The organism is Rhodanobacter sp. C05, assembly GCF_002001165.1.
In the GTDB taxonomy this organism is placed as follows: domain Bacteria; phylum Pseudomonadota; class Gammaproteobacteria; order Xanthomonadales; family Rhodanobacteraceae; genus Rhodanobacter.
Map to the genome: position 1 here is coordinate 290743 of NZ_MUNQ01000008.1, position 16583 is coordinate 307325.

16 protein-coding genes and 1 pseudogene are annotated in these 16583 nt (G+C 62.4%); 5 read left to right on the top strand and 12 right to left on the bottom strand.

Features of this window, described 5'->3' with window-relative positions; genetic code table 11:
- Nucleotides 1-197: 197 nt before the first annotated feature.
- Together B0E51_RS07220 and B0E51_RS07225 are read left to right on the top strand one after the other, a co-directional pair.
- Nucleotides 198-1103 carry a cytochrome b/b6 domain-containing protein gene (locus B0E51_RS07220; RefSeq protein WP_254424444.1) on the top strand — a complete coding sequence of 302 codons (906 nt, stop codon included), beginning with the start codon at nucleotides 198-200 and terminating at the stop codon, nucleotides 1101-1103.
- Nucleotides 1096-1851, top strand: coding sequence for a molybdopterin-dependent oxidoreductase (locus B0E51_RS07225; protein WP_077444194.1), 756 nt, complete (start codon nucleotides 1096-1098; stop codon nucleotides 1849-1851). Before B0E51_RS07220 ends, B0E51_RS07225 begins: the two co-directional genes overlap by 8 nt.
- A 44-nt stretch (nucleotides 1852-1895) precedes the next feature.
- Here the strand turns inward: B0E51_RS07225 and B0E51_RS07230 are convergent, their stop codons facing one another.
- The 5 genes from B0E51_RS07230 to B0E51_RS07250 all read right to left on the bottom strand — a co-directional run bounded on the left by B0E51_RS07230 (nucleotide 1896) and on the right by B0E51_RS07250 (nucleotide 7612).
- Entirely contained in the window at nucleotides 1896-2465 is a 570-nt protein-coding gene (locus tag B0E51_RS07230; protein WP_168172595.1) for a molybdopterin-dependent oxidoreductase, read from the bottom strand.
- Nucleotides 2466-2654: 189 nt separating this feature from the next.
- A complete protein-coding gene (locus B0E51_RS07235) occupies nucleotides 2655-3458 on the bottom strand; it encodes a metal ABC transporter permease (RefSeq protein WP_143525824.1) in 804 nt (267 codons plus the stop codon).
- A 76-nt stretch (nucleotides 3459-3534) separates the two neighbouring features.
- Entirely contained in the window at nucleotides 3535-4839 is a 1305-nt protein-coding gene (locus B0E51_RS07240; RefSeq protein WP_077444197.1) for a c-type cytochrome, read from the bottom strand.
- Nucleotides 4836-7112 carry a molybdopterin cofactor-binding domain-containing protein gene (locus tag B0E51_RS07245; RefSeq protein ID WP_077444198.1) on the bottom strand — a complete coding sequence of 759 codons (2277 nt, stop codon included), beginning with the start codon at nucleotides 7110-7112 and terminating at the stop codon, nucleotides 4836-4838. Before B0E51_RS07245 ends, B0E51_RS07240 begins: the two co-directional genes overlap by 4 nt.
- Complete coding sequence (locus B0E51_RS07250) at nucleotides 7109-7612, bottom strand: (2Fe-2S)-binding protein (RefSeq protein WP_077444199.1); 504 nt, start codon at nucleotides 7610-7612, stop codon at nucleotides 7109-7111. The genes B0E51_RS07245 and B0E51_RS07250 overlap by 4 nt, the downstream gene beginning before the upstream one ends.
- A gap of 323 nt (nucleotides 7613-7935) precedes the next feature.
- Between B0E51_RS07250 and B0E51_RS07255 the strand changes: the two genes are divergently transcribed.
- The 3 genes from B0E51_RS07255 to B0E51_RS07265 all read left to right on the top strand — a co-directional run bounded on the left by B0E51_RS07255 (nucleotide 7936) and on the right by B0E51_RS07265 (nucleotide 12025).
- A complete protein-coding gene (locus B0E51_RS07255; protein WP_077444200.1) occupies nucleotides 7936-9030 on the top strand; it encodes an XdhC/CoxI family protein in 1095 nt (364 codons plus the stop codon).
- Entirely contained in the window at nucleotides 9027-9653 is a 627-nt protein-coding gene (locus tag B0E51_RS07260) for a nucleotidyltransferase family protein (RefSeq protein ID WP_077444201.1), read from the top strand. Before B0E51_RS07255 ends, B0E51_RS07260 begins: the two co-directional genes overlap by 4 nt.
- Nucleotides 9654-9727: 74 nt before the next feature.
- Nucleotides 9728-12025 carry an FdhF/YdeP family oxidoreductase gene (locus B0E51_RS07265; protein ID WP_077444202.1) on the top strand — a complete coding sequence of 766 codons (2298 nt, stop codon included), beginning with the start codon at nucleotides 9728-9730 and terminating at the stop codon, nucleotides 12023-12025.
- A gap of 26 nt (nucleotides 12026-12051) precedes the next feature.
- Here B0E51_RS07265 and B0E51_RS07270 read toward each other — a convergent pair whose 3' ends face one another.
- The 7 genes and pseudogenes from B0E51_RS07270 to moaC form a co-directional block, all read right to left on the bottom strand.
- Nucleotides 12052-12402: a hypothetical protein gene (locus B0E51_RS07270; RefSeq protein WP_077444203.1), complete on the bottom strand. Its 351-nt coding sequence runs from the start codon at nucleotides 12400-12402 to the stop codon at nucleotides 12052-12054.
- Between the two features lie 23 nt (nucleotides 12403-12425).
- Nucleotides 12426-13679 (bottom strand): molybdopterin molybdotransferase MoeA, encoded by a 1254-nt coding sequence (locus B0E51_RS07275; RefSeq protein ID WP_077444204.1) that lies wholly within the window; start codon nucleotides 13677-13679, stop codon nucleotides 12426-12428.
- A 14-nt stretch (nucleotides 13680-13693) separates the two neighbouring features.
- Nucleotides 13694-14776: a HesA/MoeB/ThiF family protein gene (locus B0E51_RS07280; protein WP_343124662.1), complete on the bottom strand. Its 1083-nt coding sequence runs from the start codon at nucleotides 14774-14776 to the stop codon at nucleotides 13694-13696.
- An 81-nt stretch (nucleotides 14777-14857) separates the two neighbouring features.
- A pseudogene (locus tag B0E51_RS19875) lies at nucleotides 14858-15262 on the bottom strand (molybdenum cofactor biosynthesis protein MoaE); the annotation flags it as partial.
- Entirely contained in the window at nucleotides 15259-15501 is a 243-nt protein-coding gene (locus tag B0E51_RS07285) for a MoaD/ThiS family protein (RefSeq protein ID WP_077444206.1), read from the bottom strand. The gene B0E51_RS07285 and the pseudogene B0E51_RS19875, both read right to left, overlap by 4 nt.
- A complete protein-coding gene (locus B0E51_RS07290; protein ID WP_077444207.1) occupies nucleotides 15498-16100 on the bottom strand; it encodes an NTP transferase domain-containing protein in 603 nt (200 codons plus the stop codon). The genes B0E51_RS07285 and B0E51_RS07290 overlap by 4 nt, the downstream gene beginning before the upstream one ends.
- The gene (gene moaC / locus B0E51_RS07295) at nucleotides 16097-16582 is read right to left on the bottom strand and encodes a cyclic pyranopterin monophosphate synthase MoaC (RefSeq protein WP_077444208.1); all 486 of its coding nucleotides are present in this window, start codon (nucleotides 16580-16582) and stop codon (nucleotides 16097-16099) included. The genes B0E51_RS07290 and moaC overlap by 4 nt, the downstream gene beginning before the upstream one ends.
- Nucleotide 16583 lies beyond the last annotated feature (1 nt).

Consider the following 16583-nt stretch of genomic DNA (forward strand, 5'->3'; position numbering starts at 1 on the left):
GTCGAGATGTACCTCTTGGCGAAATACGAGGGTTTGCACAGCGTGTATTGACACACTCCGCCTACCGGCGAGTAACCTCACGCAGCGTGGCGACGAACTAAGACAAGATGGGGCGATTAGGGCGGTAAAAGACCGGTTTCCGTCGCATCTGCATCAGAAGGCTGTTCTGTTCGCCATGTCCTGCCGAGGTGTACATCGTGAATACGGAAAGTATTGCTGTTGCCGAGATGGACGCGAGAGAACCATCCCAGCGGCTGATCTATCGGCATACGCTACCGATCCGGATCATGCACTGGATCAATGTCATTGCACTGTCACTGATGCTATTCAGTGGTTTGCAGATCTTCAATGCGCATCCGAGCCTTTACTGGGGCAACCGATCCGACAAAGGCAAAGAGCTCCTGACGCTGGGCGCCCGTCAGGATTCGGCAGGACACCTTGTCGGGACCACCCGGATTGGCAGCCACGTATTCACTACCACTGGAGTGTTGGGCGTATCCAAAGGCAGTGATGGCACCCCCGAAGTACGCGGCTTTCCATCCTGGCTCACTGTGCCGGGCCCCGCCTGGCTAGCGATGGGAAGGCGCTGGCACTTCTTTTTCGCGTGGGTGTTCGTGCTGAACGGGCTTTGCTATGTTGGCTATTCGCTTGCCCGACGACACTTGCAGCGCGACCTATGGCCCACACGTACCGATTGGCGCGGGATCGGCCATTCGATTCTCGACCACATTCGCTTCAAGCATCCGCATGGCGAAGAGGCTCTGCGCTACAACATCTTGCAACGACTTGCCTACCTGACCGTGATCTTCGTGTTCGGTGTCGGCATCGTGCTGATGGGCCTGGCGATGTCGCCACGCATGGATGCAGTGCTCTCGCCCCTGGTCGAGGCCGTTGGCGGTCGTCAGTCCGCGCGGACCATTCATTTCATCATCGCCTGGGCCTTCGTGGCCTTCGTGCTGATCCATGTGTTCGAGGTGCTTATCAGCGGTGTATTCAATCAGCTTCGCGGCATGATCACCGGCTACTACAAAGTTGATACAGGCAAGGTCGATATCGTCAAACCCGACGAGACGATCTCTGCCGAGGAGCGCTCCCATGACTGACCGTCGATCGTTCCTGCGCATCGCCATCATGGGCACGGCGAGCCTGATCGTCGCCGGCTGCGATCGCATTTCGCAAAGCGACTGGGGTCCGAAGGTGCTGAACAAGGCCGAGGGGCTGAACCGCCGCGTGCAGGCTTTGCTCTCACCTTCAAGCGCCATGGCGAAGGAATACACCGAGGCCGATATCTCCTCCGTGTTTCATCCGAACGGCACCACGATGCCCAACACGCCGGCCTATCAAGCACTGATGGCGAACCAGTTCCGCGACTACAAGCTGCGGGTGGACGGCATGGTCAGCCGGCCCGCCATGCTGTCGATCGACGACCTGAAGAAAATCGACACACGCACGCAGATCACCCGGCACGATTGCGTAGAGGGCTGGAGCGCCATCGGCAAGTGGCAAGGCACCTTGCTCTCCGCCGTACTCGATCATGTCGGGGCCGATCCGCAGGCGCGCTTCGTCGTCTTCCACTGCTTCGATGACATGGATGTGAACACGCCTTACTACGAGAGCGTGGACGTCGGCGAAGCGAGACATCCGCAAACGCTGCTTGCATTCGCTCTGAACGACAAACCGTTGCCGGTGCCGAACGGCGCGCCCTTGCGCCTGCGCGTGGGTCGGCAACTTGGCTACAAGCAGGCGAAATACCTGAGCCGCATCGAGGTAGTCAAATCATTCGACGCGATCGGCGGTGGCAAGGGCGGCTACTGGGAAGACCAGGGTTACGAGTGGTACGCGGGTATCTGATCGGGCATGCATAACACGGCGGCAAGCCGCATGCTCATGCGTGCTTATTTGTCGGGACTGGCATCGCCATGCAATGACGAATGACCCGACACGGAGCCATCGACCACCTCGATGGTCTCCACTTCACGCACCCAGCGTGCCGGCCGCTTGTCCCCTGCCACGACAAGCCGCAAGGGGCCGTCCTTGCCGTACAGTGGATGGCCATCCTGCCTGTCGACCACGAGCACGTTGCGATCGCCGAAGGCCGCATCCAGCTCGGTCAGACTGAAGACCACCTGGTAGCCATCGGCCGCGGTGACGCGGACGAACTTTGTCATTTCGCGTCCACGCAACTGCTTGTCAAGCGGTGCGCCCGCGCGCCGCAGTAGCTCGACAAGTGCCACGCCTTCCCAAAGGCTCGGTTTCTCGTCATGCGCACCGGCTGTGACGCTGCTGCGGGGCAGACTCGCCAGGTCGCTTTCGTTGAACGTGCGGATTTCCTTGCCAGCAACCCGAACCTGGACAGATCCCGAGCTCGATGGACTTGCGGGCAGTTGCGCTCCTCGGACGGGAAGCATGAGCGTCGACGCCAGACACAGAGCGATCCCGGATTTCATCAAGAAGGTCTTCAGCATGGGATTCGCTCGATCTCTGTCATGGCGCGTTGATGTGGGCCAGTCTGCATGGAGTGGCTGCATGCCCGACTATATATCGCTCATGACCATCTCGATGAGTCAATACAGAAGACATTCGAGCGCTCCGCCGCTGCCCGTAGCGAGCAGACAAGGACGGACCGCTTGAAGTGCCTCAAACTCCGCTGCACATCACATGGGAGGCACGGTGCCATCGAGGCCGACAGCCACGATCCTGGCGTTCACCGGATTGCCAGGCAGGCCCGCCACGAAGACGTGTGCGCCTTTGACGATCGCGCTCTTGTCCGCGGGTTTGAAGGTCACCACCGGCACGTTGGCCGGCACATCGATGGTCTTCTCGCCCTTTCCATAATCCACCACCAGCGAGCGATCACTGTTGCCGGACGCGCTCTTCACGGTACCGTTGGTCATCGCCGATGCCATCGGCATCGCGTGATTCATCTTCTTGACGGTCCCGTTCGTCATGGCCGAAGACATCACGCTGCCATTGGTCATTGCCGAAGCGCTGCCGTCTTTGGCCGGGAGATCCCAGGCGTAGTCGCCCAGGCCTGAGCCTTTCATCGCCGGTGGAAATACCACCACTTCAAGCGCACGCGAGCTACTGCCATCGGGCACGTTGGCCGAACCGACAAACGAGCCAGGCGTGATCTGGTCGAGGCTGCTCGGCACCACGCCGGTAATACGTGTGTCGGCTGCGATGACGATGGTTCTGGGGCCGGCATCGGTCTGCACGGTAAAGCCGGCAGCCGTCACGGCGGTGACAGTACCGCGCACATGCACGGGTTGATCAGCGGCCATCGCAGACATGGCCATTGCCGAGATCGCAACAGTCATGGCGGCGAGCAGCCCTTTTCGCTGGAGATAGCGGATTTTCATGAGCATGACCTTTCTTGGGTTGGGGAGCGAATAAGCCGATGATCCTGACCTTTCGCTGTGACATGCCCCATCGTTACCTCCCCCACGTTCGATCTGCATGAGTCGAAGCAGCGCGCGACCTCCGATGCCTCATACCGTCTCCTGTTTGCATCGACGCCATATCGGCATGTGCGATCTAGAGCTTTCGGCTTTGCGCCACAGCGTCTGGGGTGACCGTTCCCGGCTTGTTGCCGAAGTGCGCGATGACATAGTTCGCCAGAGCTGCCACCTCCGTGTCCGAGTAAGCGCGACCGAATGCCGGCATGAAGACATCGTGCCCATCGAGGCGCATCTTGGAGCCATGCAAGATGACCTGGGTGACATTGGCACCGTCGATGTCATTCACGCCACGCGTACCCAGTAACGAGGCGTACGGTGTCTCCTGGCCTTGACCGTTCCATTGGTGACAGCTTGCGCAAGCGCTTTCGAAGAGTTTGAGCCCTGCGCTGTTTGCATCTGCGCTGTCTCCGCCGGGGGCCGTATCGCTTGAGGCCAGCGCGGGGGCTGCTTTCGCATCGATCGTGATCGGGTTCTTCCCTTCCCGTGCGGGAACGCTGCGCAGATAGGTCACCAGGGCAGTCGTGTCTTCGGGCTTCAGGTACTGAAGGCTGTTATCAACAGCCTCGCCCATCGGCCCGGAGGCAGAGCCGCGGCCATCCGCGTGCCCGGTGGACAGATAGTTGGCGATCTCGCCATCACTCCATGCACCTATGCCGTGTGCCGTATCCGATGTGATGTTGTAGGCGCGCCAGCCCTGCAATACCTCACCAGCCAGTTCGTTACCGTGCTCCAGGCCGAAGCCCACATTGCGCGGGGTGTGGCATTCCGCGCAATGCCCTAAAGCGCCAGCCAGATAGGCGCCGCTGTTCCATTGCGGTGATTTCGATGCATCGACGACGAAGCGCCGGCTCTTGAAGAACGCCGCATTCCAGAAGCCCATGGCCCAGCGCTGGTTGAATGGGAAACCGAGATCATTGGATTTGTCCGACTGCCGAATCCTCGGCAGGCTGAAGAGATAGGCCTTGATCGCGAGGACATCGCTGCGGCTCAGCTGCGTATACGAGGTATAGGGGAACGCGGGGTAAAGCCGCTTGCCATCCTTGCGTACACCCTCACGTATCGCGCGAACGAAATCATCATCGCTCCAGCTGCCGATGCCGGTTTGCGTATCGGCTGTGATGTTCGACGAATAAATCGTGCCGAACGGCAGACGGAACGGCACACCGCCGGCAAACGGTTTGCCGGAACCGGGCACGGTGTGACAGGCGGTACAGTCGGCCGCCTTGGTAAGGTATTCGCCACGCGCCAGCACGTCAGCCGTGGCAGGAGCACCGGCAATGGCGGGTGCCGTACCGTCGGAGCTGTCAGTGCGATTCAGTGCGAAATAGGCCACGCCACCGAGAATCAGCACGAGAACTACGATGATGAGGAAGCGTTTCATGCGTCATTCCTCCCCGTGCTGGCGACGGTTGCAGATACCACGCGCTTGAGTGCCTCGGCGTCTTGCACAAGAAGATTCCGGTCTACCGGAAGCTTGTAGAGCCGCACGCCCGTCGCAGCAAAGATCGCATTGGCCAGAGCGGGCGCCGCGATCGCGGTACCGACTTCGCCCAGGCCACCGGGTGTTTCGCTGTTTTCGATGCGATGGACTTCGATCAACGGGGTTTCGTTGATGCGAAGGTTTCGGTAGTCGTGGAAATTACTCTGTTCGATCGCACCGTCCTTGATCGTGATCTCGCTGTAGAGCGCTGCACTGAACCCAAACAGAAGGCCGCCCTGGATCTGTGCCTCGATCGAGCTGGGATTGACCGCAATGCCGCAATCCAGGGTCACAACGGCGCGGCGTAGCCGGATTTCGCCCTGCGGGGTGACTTCGGTTTCGACGATGGCGCAGACCCGACTGCCGAAGGGTTCGCCCAGCGCGATGCCCCGCCCAACCCGCGCGGGCAACGGCTGACCGCCCCACCCGATTTTCTCTGCGGCCAGATTGAGCAAGGCCAGCGAGCGCGGGTTCTTCTGCAACAAGGCACGTCGATATTCCAGCGGATCCTTGCCGGCGTGATGTGCGAGTTCGTCCATGAAGCTTTCGACGACGAACAGGTTATGCGTCGATCCCACGCCACGCCACCAGCCGACAATCAGCCCCGGAGGCATGTCATGACGAATCCACTCGACCTTGAGATTCGGGATTTCGTAAGGCACTTCCGCGACGCATTCCACCGCATCGCTGTCGAGGCCGTCCTTGCCCATGGCCATCGGGGCCCAACGCCCCAGCACGGTGCCACCACTCGTGCGATAGCCATACCAGGCTGGTCGGCCATTCGCGTCGAGCACAGCCGAAATGCGATCGTGGTACATCGGTCGCACACGATCGTGGCGGATGTCCTCCTCACGCGTCCATACGACCTTGAGCGGATACGACACCTGCTTGGCCAAGGCTAGTGCCTGCTCGACCGAATCCGTTTCCAGGCGTCGCCCGAAGCCGCCACCGAGATACTGGTTGTGCACGATGATCTTGTCTTTGGACAGGCCAGTGATCTTTGCCGCCACATCGAGAACGCGTGCAGGCACCTGGGTGCCCAGCCAGATTTCGCACTTGTCTGAAGTCACGAAGACGGTGGCGTTGAGCGGCTCCATGGTGGCGTGGGCGAGCATGGGCAGTTGATAGACCGACTCGACCGTTTTCCCATCGGCCGGCCGGCTGCCGACCTCGCGCGCAACGATCGACTTGCCATTGAGCGCACTCTCCGCGAGTGCGTCGCGAAGCTGCTGAGTGGTGAGGTTGGCGTTCTCGCCGCGGTCCCACGTGATACCCAGCGCCTCGAGTCCCTGCTTCGCGGCCCAGAAATGTTCGCCGACCACGGCGACCGCATCGCCGATGCGGATCACGTCGACGACGCCCGGGATCGCGCGGGCGGCCTTGTCGTCGACCGAAGCGAGCTTGCCGCCGAAGGTAGGGCATGCCTTGACGACGGCGATCTTCATGCCGGGCACTCGCACGTCCAGACCGAACTGGGTGGCGCCCTTGACCTTGTCGGCGGAATCCACGCGCCGCAGCGGTTTCCCGATCACCTGGAAATCCTTCGGGTCCTTCAGCTGCACCTTGTCCGGCATCGGCAACTGGGCCGCCGCCGAGGCCACTGCGCCGAAGCCAATGCTGCGGCCCGATGGGGTGTGGCGAACCATGCCCCGATCCACCGTGCATGTCGCCGGGTCGACATGCCACTGCGCCGCCGCGGCAGCCACCAGCAGTGTCCGCGCCACGGCACCGGCTTCGCGCAATACCTGCCAGGTGCCGCGCGTGCTGGTGGAGCCGCCGGTAATCTGGCCGCCCAGGAGCGGCATGCCGTACAGGTCATCGCTGGGCGGCGAATGCTCGACGGTGATCTGATCCATGCCGATGCCCAGCTCCTCGGCGAGCAACATGCTTGAACCGGTATAGATCGCCTGCCCCATTTCCACCATCGGCATGACCAGCCGTACGGTGCCGTCGGTACCAATGCGGATGAAGGCATTCGGCGCGAAGGCCGGGTTGCCGTCCGCCAGGGCGGCGGCGGCATCGCCCGGTTGCCTACGCGCATTGATCGCGGCGGAAGCTATGCCGCTTCCGCCCAGCCATAGAAAGGCGATCGCCAGACCGCCCGACTGGATGGCATGCCGGCGATTCAGGTCGATCTGGTCAGCTGTCTGGGGCTTGCCTGTTTTCAGCTTCATGGCGCGGCTCCCTCGGGCGAGGTAACGATCGTCTGCAGGATCTCAAGCTTGCCCGTTGCCGCCTGCTTGATGGCCGCCCGGATTCGCACGTAAGTACCGCAGCGGCAGATGTTGCCGGACATGGCCGCATCGATCTCGGCATCGCTGGGATTCGGCGAGCGCTTGAGCAGGGCTGTCGCCGACATGATCTGCCCTGACTGGCAGTAGCCACACTGCACGACATCCACATCCAGCCACGCCTGTTGGATCTTCTGCCCACTCGGCGTATCGCCGATGGCTTCGATGGTGGTGATGGCCTTGCTGCCAATCGATCCTACGGGAAGCACACATGAACGAACCGGCTGGCCATCCAGATGCACCGTGCATGCCCCGCATTGCGCGATGCCGCAGCCGAATTTGGTACCCGTCAGGCCGATGACATCCCGCAGGACCCAGAGCAGCGGCATGTCCGCAGGAACATCGACCGAATGCGACTCGCCGTTGACGGACAAGGACAGCATAGGTACCTCCGCACTGCGTTGAGAATCCAGGAAACGACGCTTGGACGCTTGGTATCAAACAGCGGGTGGGGTTAGCCCCCAGACGGGTGTCGGAAACGCCATTTCAGCAATACACCCGTGAGAATCTCGTATACCAGAAGACTCCCTGCTCGCGATAGCGCGGTGGACGCACTTGCTGACGAATGTCGCGCTAGACTGAAAACCGCAAGCGGGCAGCCCGCTGGCGAGTTGCAGACACCTTAATTCTGGTACGCCTCAGACTGAGGACCTGCAGTCTTCCGCCAGTCTTGCTGCTCCCCCTTCCCTAGCTGGTGACATGATCGATGAATTCGGCGCATGAGCTGAACACCCTGATCGATGCACTACGCACGCTGGGCCGCGATACGCCACCAAAGGCTGCACTGGCAACACTGACCCGCACCCGCGGCTCCACCTTTCGCCGTCCCGGCACACGCATGCTTGTACTAGGCGACGGCAGCGTGGTCTGCGAACTGTCCGGTGGTTGCCCGCAACGCGACATCGTGGCGCGTGCGCAGGAGGTCATCGCCAGCGACCTTCCCCGCCTGATCCATTACAACGCGGATTCTGGCCTTGATGTATTGCTGGAGATGGGCTGCGGCGGTGAGCTCGAAATATTGATCGAGCCGCTGACTACCGCGCTCGCGATCGGCTTCATCGATGCCCTGGCGCAATGCCTCAATGAACGACGCTGCGCGCGGCTCGCCACTATGTTCGCTGTCGACGGCGTGGTGGTGATGCCGCAGCGGATGTTGTGGTGCGAGCGCGATGTGCTGCATGACGATATCGCCGATCCGGCATTGACCCGGTCGATCATCGATACTGTCGCATCGGCAACCGGCAAACGCACCAGCACACTAAGCCTGCCATCCGCACGAGGCGTGGTCGATGTGCTGGTGGAATCGATAGAACCACCGCACGCGCTGGTCGTCATCGGCAGCAGTGCCGCCGCACGTGCGTTACTCCCTCTGGCCAGGGCCTTGGGTTGGCAGACCACTCTGGTCGATCACGATCCGGTGCGCCTGCAGGCAACGCATCTGCCGGCCGGCTTGCATGCCGTTTGCGCATCGCCAGCCAGCTTGCGCCGTGTCTTGCCGCTCGACGCGCAGAGCTCGGTCGTGGTGATGACGCACAACCTCGAACAGGACATCGCCTATCTGGCTGCCTTGCAAGGCGCGCCGGTGGCCTACCTTGGCGCACTCGGATCGCGTGAACGCGTGGGACGCATGCGCGACCACGGTGCGCTTGCCGGTTTGCACGTGCATGCGCCGGCCGGGCTGGACATCGGTTCGGAAACACCGGAGGAAATCGCATTGGCGATCGCTGCTGAAATCATGGCGGTGATCAACCAGCGCGATGGTGGTCGGCTGCGCGACAACGAAGGCACGATTCACGGATGAGCCATCCCGTCGAAAGCCCGGCATCGCCTGTCATCCTGCTGCTTGCAGCAGGCGAAAGCCTGCGCTTTGGCGGCATCAAGCAACTGGTCGAGATTCAGGGTGAGCCGATGGTGCGCCGTGCCGCGCGTAGCGCGCTGGAGCATGACATCCCTGTCGTCGTGGTGACGGGTGCCTATGCTGAACAAGTCGAGGCCGTACTCGACGATTTGCCGCTGCGGTTGATCCGATTCGACGGCTGGCACGAGGGCATGGGCAGTTCGCTCGCCGCTGGCGTTCGTTACCTGGATGTCGAATATCCGCAGGCTTCTGCGCTACTCCTGTGTCTGGCCGATCAACCGTTGCTGGATGCGGCCTTGCCAGGGCATATGCTCCAGCGACATGCGCTGGCACCGGAGCGCCTGCTCGTTAGCGAGCAGAACGGCATATCAGGCCCACCGGTGCTGTTTCCACGGGATTGCTTTGCGGCACTGATGTCATGCTCCGGCCCGCGCGGCGCACATGACTTGATCGAGCGGGAGGCTTTTCGCGTCGAGCGATTTATTTCGCATGGCAACATCGATGTCGACACCCTGCTGGACCTGCGACATGTGCGCGACCAATTGGCCGGCGACGATTCCTGTTGACGCCTGCGACAGTCACTTCAGTTGCATCGTCGGCGTAATATCCTCGATCAGGTTGAGCAGCGCGGTGCACGAGCATGAGCGAGAAAAAGGTTCCCGGGGTCAGCGACTATGAGGCACCCGCCGGCGGCTGGGGTGCGTTGGGTGCGGTAGCGCGCGCCGTAAGAGAGCAGATGGCGCCGATGCGCGAAACCCGCGCGCTGCATCGGGTGAACCAGCCCACTGGCTTTGATTGCCCCGGCTGTGCGTGGCCCGATCCGAAACACACCTCCTCGTTCGAGTTCTGCGAGAACGGCGCCAAGGCGGTAACCTGGGAGGCCACCTCCAAGCGCACCACGCCCGAGTTCTTTGCCCAGCACACGGTCAGCGAACTCTGGACCTGGCACGACCACGCGCTGGAAAACGAAGGCCGGCTCACGCACCCCATGGCCTATGACCAGGCCACCGATACCTTCGTCGAGCTGAGCTGGAACGAAGCCATGCAACGCATCGGGACCGCCCTGCGTGCGCAGCCCGACCCGAACATGGTGGAGTTCTACACCTCGGGCCGCGCCTCGAACGAGGCTGCTTTCCTGTACCAGTTGTTTGCGCGGGAATACGGCACCAACAACTTCCCCGACTGCTCGAACATGTGCCACGAAGCGACCAGCGTCGGCCTTCCCGAATCCATCGGCGTCGGCAAGGGCACGGTTACGCTGGAGGACTTCGACCACTGCGATGCGCTGTTCTCGTTCGGTCACAACCCCGGCACCAACCACCCTCGCATGCTTTCCACCTTGCGCGAGGTGTCGCTGCGCGGCGTGCCGATCATTGTGTTCAATCCCATGCCTGAGCGTGGTCTGGAACGCTTTACTGCACCGCAAGACCCCGTCGAAATGCTTACCGGCAAGTCCACAACGATTGCTTCGACTTATTACAAGGTGAAAGTCGGTGGCGACGTGGCCGTGCTCAAGGGCATGATGAAATACCTGCTCGATACCGACGAGGCTGAGCGTGCCGCCGGCCGTGCCGGCACGATCGACCACGATTTCATTGCTGCCAACACCACCGGCTTCGACGCCCTGGTTGCGGATCTGCGGCGCACGAGGTGGGATGCGATCGAACGCAAGGCCGGCCTTACCCGCGCCGACATCGAGGCAGCCGCGGCGGCATACGCGAAAGCCGAACGCGTGATCGTCGCCTATGGCATGGGCATTACCCAGCACAGCCACGGCACCGAGAACGTTCAGCAGATCGCCAACCTGCTGCTGATGCGCGGTAATATCGGCCATGAAGGCGCCGGCATCTGCCCGGTACGCGGCCATTCCAACGTGCAGGGCGACCGCACCGTCGGCATCACCGAAAAGCCGAACAAGGCGCTGAACGACGGCATCCGCAAGCGCTTCGGTTTTGAACCACCGGACATGCATGGGCACGATGCCGTGGAAGCGGTGAAGGCGATCCGCGATGGGCGCTCGCGCGTCCTGCTCTGTCTCGGTGGCAACCTGGCGGTGGCGATGTCCGATCCGGCTGCCACGTTTGCCGCCATGGCCAAGCTCGACCTGGCCGTGCATATCGCGACCAAGCTCAATCGATCGCATCTGATCCTGGCGCGTGAATCGATCCTGCTGCCCTGCCTTGGCCGCACCGAGCTGGACGTACAGGCTGGTGGTCCGCAGTCGGTCACGGTGGAAGACTCCATGTCGATGGTGCACGCTTCCGCCGGCCGGCTGAAACCCGCGGGTCCGCTGCTGAAGTCCGAGCCGGCCATTGTTGCCGCCATGGCCAGAGCCACCCTGCCCGACTCCAAGGTGGAATGGGAAGCCTTCATTGAAGACTACGACCGCATTCGTGATGCGATCGAAGCAGTGTTCCCGATCTTCGAGCGCTTCAACGAGCGCGTGCGTGTACCGGGCGGTTTCCGGTTGCCTGTCGCCGCATCCGACGGTGTGTGGGACACGCCCGACAAACGCGCGCATTTCCTTCTCGCGAGAGGGCTGGACGAAGACAAGAGCGGGCCCGAGGACACGCTGACATTGACTACCCTGCGCTCGCACGACCAGTACAACACCACCATTTACGGCATGGACGATCGTTACCGTGGCATCACCGGCCGGCGTGACGTGATCTTCATCCATGCGAGTGATCTGGCCGCGCGTGGGCTGCAGCACGGCGACCTGATCGACGTTGAAGCCGTCGGCAAACCGGGAACTGCGCCACTTGCCGTTCGCGGCTACACCGCCGTGGCCTATCCCATCGCTGAAGGCTCTGTCGCGATGTATTACCCGGAGGGCAATGCGCTGGTTGCGCTGGAGAGCCACGACGCCCGTTCGGGAACCCCGTCCTATAAATCGGTGCCTGTGCGGATTCTGGCGGCGCGGCCGGCAGCGCCTTGATGCACCTGGCGGGATAGAACTGCCCGTCAGGGTTTCGACCCGTGCCGCCGGCGCACGCTGTCGCGGACATCCACATCGAACAGCAACTCCAGCGCGTCGATGCCCTGCTCGCACGGCAGCAGGTAGCGCAGTCCTTCGCGCGTTGGCAGACGCGCCGCATGCTCGCGAACCGCGGCTTCGGGTAACCCGATCTGCCAGGCATCGGTGTATCCGGTGAGCACCGGTTCGACCTCGTGCTGCAATCGCAGCGTGAAGTGCATCATGAAGGCCTTGGCGAATTGCGTATGCCCCGCAACGATGTTGCCGGCGAGCAGTCGTGCCAGCTCGTCTTCATCGATGCGGATCCGCAAGTGCTGGGCTTCGATCTGCAGTTTCATGCGCTAACGCTCCGTAGTCCGAGTCAGGGTGGCGCGCGATCGATACGTGGCGATTGGCCATGCGCCAGGCTTGCGACCTCCACGATCGAGCCTTCATCGCAGTCCGCAGCATGTTCAGGCAGCACCACCCAGGCGCCGCTTTCAGTGTAGGGATAGATGCGAAACGGTTGCTGCTGCGGCAGCACGCGGGCGTGAAGCCGGCCATCGTCATCAAGATGCAAAGTGGCGCGCAGGAAATGGCGCAGACCGGGCTTGGGCTGTTGCGGTGTATCCAGCACCGCATGCAGTACGGGCTCCGTACCCTGTCCTGTCATCGTGCGCAGCACCGGCGCAACGAAGAAGCGCATCGCCGCCGCGACCGCCATCGGCGTACCGGGCAACGCCAGCAATAGCGGACCCTGCGCCAGTCGCGCGCATAACAGCGGCTTGCCAGGACGCATCGCCACGCCGTGGAACAACAGCTCAGCCCCCAGGCCACGTAGCACTTCAGGCACGAAGTCATAGCGTCCCATCGATACGGCACCGGTGCTAAGTACCAGATCCACGCCGGCATCGAGTGCCTGTGCAAGCGCACCGGCATACGTCACCACGGTGTCGTCCACAGTCACGCAGGAGTGTACTTGTGCCCCGGCCGCGTCCAGCGTGGCCGCAAGGTAAGGGCCATTGGAATTGTGGATACGCTCGGCGACCAGTGGCTGCGAACGGTCTGCCTGCAGTTCCTTGCCGGTGCAGATGATCGCCACACGCGGGCGGCGTGCGGCATCGATCGAGCCGATACCCAGCGCTGCCAGCAGCATCACGTGCGCAGCATCGATGCGTGTGCCGGGGCCGAAGACTTCACTTCCCATCGCCACATCCGAGCCGGCATGACGGACGTTTTGTGCGGCCTTGAGTGCCTGCAGCAGGCGGATGCTCGCCGACGTGCCATCGGCGTGCGTGGCCAGGAGCTGCGTGTCTTCCACGGCGACGACGCTGTTAAGGCCCTCGGGCAGTCGTGCGCCGGTCATGATTTCGCAAGCATCGCCGGTGGCTGCACCGGCACGATCACCTGCAGCCTGCGAACCCTGCACCGCATGTTCCGAACCGGGGGCCAGCGTATCTCGCACCTGCAAGGCATATCCGTCCATGGCCGCATGGTCGAATGTCGGCAAGGCCAGCGGGCTGCGAATCGCAGCTGCCGTGACTCGCCCCAACGCCTGGTCCAGCGGACAACTTTCGGCGGGCAACCGAACAGCATGCAAGAGCAAGCGTTGCAGGGCGTCTATGTACTCGATCATGGGCACGCCGAGGATCAGCCCGCAACACGATCGCGTTGCGGTATCAGCGCCGCCACACCACCCGCCAGCGAATGGATATTGAGCATGCCCTGCCCACGCAACATGCGTGCAGCCACGCCACTGCGGCGGCCGTATGCACAGACCAGCAACACCGGTCCCTTGACCAGCTCGGTGGCACGTTCGCCAATCAGCGCAGAGGGCATCCACTGCGATGGCGCGTTCAAGGGCTGCGCAGCAATCTCTTCGGCCTCGCGCACGTCGACCAAGGCGTAACCGGCGACCATGGCGTCGTCCAAATCGACAAAGGCGAGCTCCACATCGCGTGCATCGTGCACGTGGCTCAGTCCAGCGCGTGCCGCCTCAACACAGCCGCCATGCATGGCACACCCCTGGGCAGCATCGATCGGCAAGCGCTGGCTGGTGCCATCGAGCAGATTGATAAGCACTAAGGCATGGTCAGCCGGGCGCGGCAGGTCGAGCAACAGTTTCAGTGCCTCGATGGCCTGCATGCTGCCCAGCACGCCTGGCACCGGGCCGAGCACGCCGGACTCGATGCAACTGCCAGCCACACCGGCGGCCGGTTCCTGCGGCCACAGGCAACGCAGGCATGGATCCCCCGGCTTTGCCGTAACCACCTGCAACTGGCCTTCATACTGATAGACGCTGGCGAGGATCAGCGGGGTGCCGGTGAGGATCGCTGCATCATTGCTGAGATAACGACTACCCAGATCGTCGGTGCATTCCACCACCAGGTCGTACTGCCCGAATACGTCGACGATGTTTCCGACGTGTAGTGGTTCGGCATAGGGATGCACAGCGACGGCAGGATTCAGTGCGGCGATACGCCGTGCGGCCAGATCCACCTTGCGCTCGCCGATGTCGCGCGCGTCGTAAAGCGTCTGTCGATGCAGGTTGCTCGCATCGAGGCGATCGCCGTCGACGATACCCAGCGTTCCAACACCCGCCCCGGCAAGGTAGGTCAGTACGGGGCAGCCGAGACCTCCGGCACCGATCACCAGCACGCGCGCGGCAGCCAGCTTCGCCTGGCCGGCTTCGCCGACTTCGCGCAGGCGTGTCTGCCGCGAGTAGTCCGGCACGAACGACGCAACCGGTTCATGCGCGTGATCGTGTCGATGATGGGGTTCGTGTTCATGCTCACGATGGGTGTGCGCGCAGGCAACCCAGGCGGTATCGCCCTCGACGTAATGCTCCTTCTTCCAGATCGGAAGACGGTGCTTGATCTCGTCGATGATGTAACGACAGGCACGAAACGCCTCGTCGCGATGCGCGGACGACACGCCGATCCACACCGCAAGGTCGCCGATCGCCAGATTCCCGGTGCGATGCATGCAATGCGCGGCGTTGATGCCGTAACGCGCGATGGCTTCCTCGACGATGCGTTCGCCTTCGGCCAGGGCCAGCTCGGCATATGCCTCGTACTCCAGGCCATTGACCGCGCGCCCTTCGTTGCTGTTGCGTACCCAGCCTTCGAACGCACAGAAGCCCCCGCTGCCCGGATGTTGCAGCGAAGCGTGCAACCCGGCGAGATCGATGGCATCGCTGGCGAGGCTGAAGTGCTTCATCCGCCGGCTACCGGTGGAATGAAGACGACCGTATCACCCTCGCGCAGTGCCCGGTTCCAGTCACTGAACTGGGCATTCACGGCCACCTTGAGCGCATCGGACGACAAGCTGAAACCGTGGCGGGCGCGCAGCTCTTCATACAAATCATGCAGCGAGGTTGCCGATGTGCTGACCAGTTCACCGCTGGTGCGCGCCTGCTCGCGCAGTTGTGCGTAGTACTGCAAGGTAACGGTTGTCATGACGCTGTCTCGATCTGGCGCTGAATCTGTTCGAATTCTTCCGGGGTATTGATGTTGTCCAGGGCGTCACCCGGCGCCGGCAGCAGTTTCGTGCGCGACAGGATCAGCGCCTTGCGTGGGCAGTAGCTGCCACCGTCGACGCGTTGTTTCAGCAGTCCATGGCTGGAGGGTTCCCACAGTGCGCAAAGCGGCTCAGGCAACTCATCGAAGCGGCTTGTGAATGCGGTGGCGTCGCCGGTTGCATCACGCGCGTCAACCAGCGCCTGCAGCGTGATGCTGTCCAGCAGCGGCAAATCGCAGGCGATGACCAGCCATGCGACATCCGGATAGGCCTCCTGCGCCGTGAGAATGCCTGCAGCCGGCCCGATCGCCTCGTAGCGATCGACGATCTGCGGCAAGCCAGCTCTCAGTGGATCGTCACGCTGCTCGGCACGTACCGAAACGAAGGCACGTTCCGTCACAGCTTCCAGCAGGTGCCAGGCGCGCAGCAATTGTGGCTGGCCTTCATAGGAAAGCTGTGCCTTGTCGCGTTGCATGCGCCGGCTGGCACCGCCGGAAAGCAGCAGCCCGTAGATCGGAGGTGCAACGCGGACATTCATGCCAGATCTGCGCCGATCGAATGATCGACGTCGCGCTTGCCACCGCTCTTCTTGATCAAGCGGATATCGCTGATGACGATGTCGTGCGACATCGCCTTGCACATGTCATAGATCGTCAACGCGGCAATGCTTGCACCGGTCAGTGCTTCCATCTCCACGCCGGTGCGGCCCAGACAGGACACGGTGCAATCGATCAAGGCGTCATTGCCGTCCATGCGGATCACGACATCGCACTTGTCCAGGCTCAACGGATGACATAGCGGAATCAATTGCGGCGTCGCCTTCGCACCCATCACGCCAGCGATATGCGCCACCGTCAGAACGGCCCCCTTGGGCGTTACGTAGCCGGCGGCATGCAACGCCGTGGCCACATCGGCGGGAAACGTCACACGTGCACGCGCCTGCGCCACGCGCTGCGTGGCCTGCTTGGCGCCGATATCCACCATGCGCGGCTGCTGCGCCTCGTCTACGTGCGAGAGCATG

Excerpts from the sequence above, each read along its gene's own strand:
- B0E51_RS07245 (WP_077444198.1), bottom strand. The coding sequence starts at position 7,112 with ATGAAGCTGAAAACAGGCAAGCCCCAGACAGCTGACCAGATCGACCTG.
- B0E51_RS07225 (WP_077444194.1), top strand. The coding sequence starts at position 1,096 with ATGACTGACCGTCGATCGTTCCTGCGCATCGCCATCATGGGCACGGCG.
- B0E51_RS07270 (WP_077444203.1), bottom strand. The coding sequence starts at position 12,402 with ATGAAACTGCAGATCGAAGCCCAGCACTTGCGGATCCGCATCGATGAA.
- B0E51_RS07285 (WP_077444206.1), bottom strand. The coding sequence starts at position 15,501 with ATGACAACCGTTACCTTGCAGTACTACGCACAACTGCGCGAGCAGGCG.
- moaC (WP_077444208.1), bottom strand. The coding sequence starts at position 16,582 with ATGCTCTCGCACGTAGACGAGGCGCAGCAGCCGCGCATGGTGGATATC.
- B0E51_RS07275 (WP_077444204.1), bottom strand. The coding sequence starts at position 13,679 with ATGATCGAGTACATAGACGCCCTGCAACGCTTGCTCTTGCATGCTGTT.
- B0E51_RS07260 (WP_077444201.1), top strand. The coding sequence starts at position 9,027 with ATGAGCCATCCCGTCGAAAGCCCGGCATCGCCTGTCATCCTGCTGCTT.
- B0E51_RS07265 (WP_077444202.1), top strand. The coding sequence starts at position 9,728 with ATGAGCGAGAAAAAGGTTCCCGGGGTCAGCGACTATGAGGCACCCGCC.
- B0E51_RS07255 (WP_077444200.1), top strand. The coding sequence starts at position 7,936 with ATGAATTCGGCGCATGAGCTGAACACCCTGATCGATGCACTACGCACG.
- B0E51_RS07240 (WP_077444197.1), bottom strand. The coding sequence starts at position 4,839 with ATGAAACGCTTCCTCATCATCGTAGTTCTCGTGCTGATTCTCGGTGGC.
- B0E51_RS07230 (WP_168172595.1), bottom strand. The coding sequence starts at position 2,465 with ATGCTGAAGACCTTCTTGATGAAATCCGGGATCGCTCTGTGTCTGGCG.
- B0E51_RS07290 (WP_077444207.1), bottom strand. The coding sequence starts at position 16,100 with ATGAATGTCCGCGTTGCACCTCCGATCTACGGGCTGCTGCTTTCCGGC.
- B0E51_RS07250 (WP_077444199.1), bottom strand. The coding sequence starts at position 7,612 with ATGCTGTCCTTGTCCGTCAACGGCGAGTCGCATTCGGTCGATGTTCCT.
- B0E51_RS07235 (WP_143525824.1), bottom strand. The coding sequence starts at position 3,458 with ATGCAGATCGAACGTGGGGGAGGTAACGATGGGGCATGTCACAGCGAA.